This is a genomic window from Streptomyces sp. NPDC029014 (assembly GCF_055564695.1).
Genome location: NZ_JBVHVT010000218.1, coordinates 1 through 1,837 on the forward strand (window position 1 = coordinate 1; position 1,837 = coordinate 1,837).

At 73.2% G+C, this 1,837-nt stretch carries 2 protein-coding genes; one reads left to right on the forward strand and one right to left on the reverse strand.

Annotated features, from left to right (window positions below; genetic code table 11):
* Window positions 1-132: 132 nt before the first annotated feature.
* Entirely contained in the window at window positions 133-318 is a 186-nt protein-coding gene (locus ACZ4VL_RS40630; RefSeq protein WP_468211048.1) for a hypothetical protein, read from the reverse strand.
* A gap of 430 nt (window positions 319-748) precedes the next feature.
* Between ACZ4VL_RS40630 and ACZ4VL_RS40635 the strand changes: the two genes are divergently transcribed.
* On the forward strand, window positions 749-1,693 hold the full coding sequence (locus tag ACZ4VL_RS40635; protein WP_468211051.1) for a Yip1 family protein: 945 nt from the start codon (window positions 749-751) through the stop codon (window positions 1,691-1,693).
* Window positions 1,694-1,837 lie beyond the last annotated feature (144 nt).

The window sequence follows — 1,837 nt, forward strand, 5'->3', positions numbered from 1 at the left end:
CCACCTCCGACCTACCCTCCCCCCCCCCCCCCCCCCCCCCCCCCCCCCCCCCCCCCCCCCCCCCCCCCCCCCCCCCCCCCCCCCCCCCCCACTGCGGCGTTCAGGACGGACGGGCGGGACGACGGCCCGCTCTCAGCGGTGGTCGCGGACCTGTTCCCGCCTCTTCACCATCAGGTTCACGCAGCCGAAGACCACGGCGAGCAGCAGGGGAACCACCACTCCGTTCGGGCTGTCCCCGAAGAGCGGGGCGACCAGCGCCAACATCAGCAGCATCGCCACCGGCGCCCAGCGGGCGACTTCCTTCGCGTTCCCCGTCACGTTCTCTCCCCTTGAACCCGTACCGCCTCAACGGCGGTGTCCCCAAAGCAACTTGCCAACAGCTGGACCAACTTCGGCCCCGAACGCACCAGTTGTCCGGTCGCCGACCGTTCGAAGGCTACGGCAGCCCGGCCGGAAGTCGCGCGACGCGAGGGCGCTCCGCGCCGCAAGGTTGCCAAGTTGCTACAAAAGCCCAGGTCAGACCACCCCGTGGCGACGGCCGCGGAGCCGCGCACCCGATACGCCCACATTCGACCACCTGCATGATGAACGTCACACATTGTCGCGCGGGGCGCCGCGATCGGAGCGCCCACAGGGGTGGGGACGGCCCCCCGGGGTTCCCCTAAGGGATGTCACAGCTCAGCCGCAAAGGGTCGCAATTCCGGCGGCCCGGTCACCCTTGGCCGCCGGACCAGGTACGTTCGATCACGTGGCTGGATTCAGGATCGGACGCGGACGGGACGACAACCGCGCGCCGCAACAACCCCCGCGGCAGCAGCCGTACGGTCAGCAGCAACCGCAGCAGGCGCCGTACGGCGGGCAGCCCTACCCTCCGCAGCAGCAGTGGCCACAACAGGCCGCCGCCGGAGGCCATGGCGAGCCGGAGTACTTCGACCCGTACGGGCACCCGCAGCAGCCCCACCAGGCGCAGCCGCAGCAGCCCCCGTACGGCCACGGAGGCCACGGCGGTCACGGCGGCGGTTCGTACGCGAACGACAACCCCGGGCACACCCAGGTGTTCGCCTTCGGCGAGGACCCGTACGGCCCGCCCGGGACCTACCAGGCAGGTGACGGCGGCGGCAGCGGCGGCGCGGGCGTGGCGGCGCCGACCGGCCCGCGGCTGCCGTGGAAGGAACTGCTCAAGGGCATCGTGCTGCGGCCCGGGCCGACGTTCCTCCAGATGCGCGACTACCCGGTCTGGGGCCCCGCGCTGATCGTGACGTTCCTGTACGGCCTCATGGCCGTCTTCGGCTTCGACGACGCCCGCAAGGACGTCATCAAGGCCACCCTCGCCAACGCGGTCCCGATCGTCCTCAGCGCCGGTGTGGCCTTCGTCATCTGCGGCCTGATCCTCGGCGCCGTCACGCACACCCTGGCCCGCCAGCTGGGCGGAGAGGGCTCCTGGCAGCCGACCATCGGCCTGTCCATGCTGGTCATGTCCCTCACGGACGCGCCGCGCCTGCTCTTCGCGATGTTCCTCGGCGGCGACAACATGTTCGTCCAGGTGCTGGGCTGGGCGACGTGGGTGGCGGCGGGCGCGCTGTTCACCTCACTGGTCAGCAAGTCGCACGACCTGCCGTGGCCGAAGGCACTGGGCGCGTCCGCGATCCAGCTGATCGCGCTCCTGTCGCTGATCAAGCTGGGCACCCTGTAGCCGGTCCGGTTCCCCGCCCGGCCCACGACACACGGAGGGGGGGGGGGGGGGGGGGGGGGGGGGGGGGGGGGCGGGAGGGGGGGGGGGGAGGGGGGGGGGGGGGGGGGGGGAGGGGGGGGGGGGGGGGGGGGGGGGGGGGGGGGG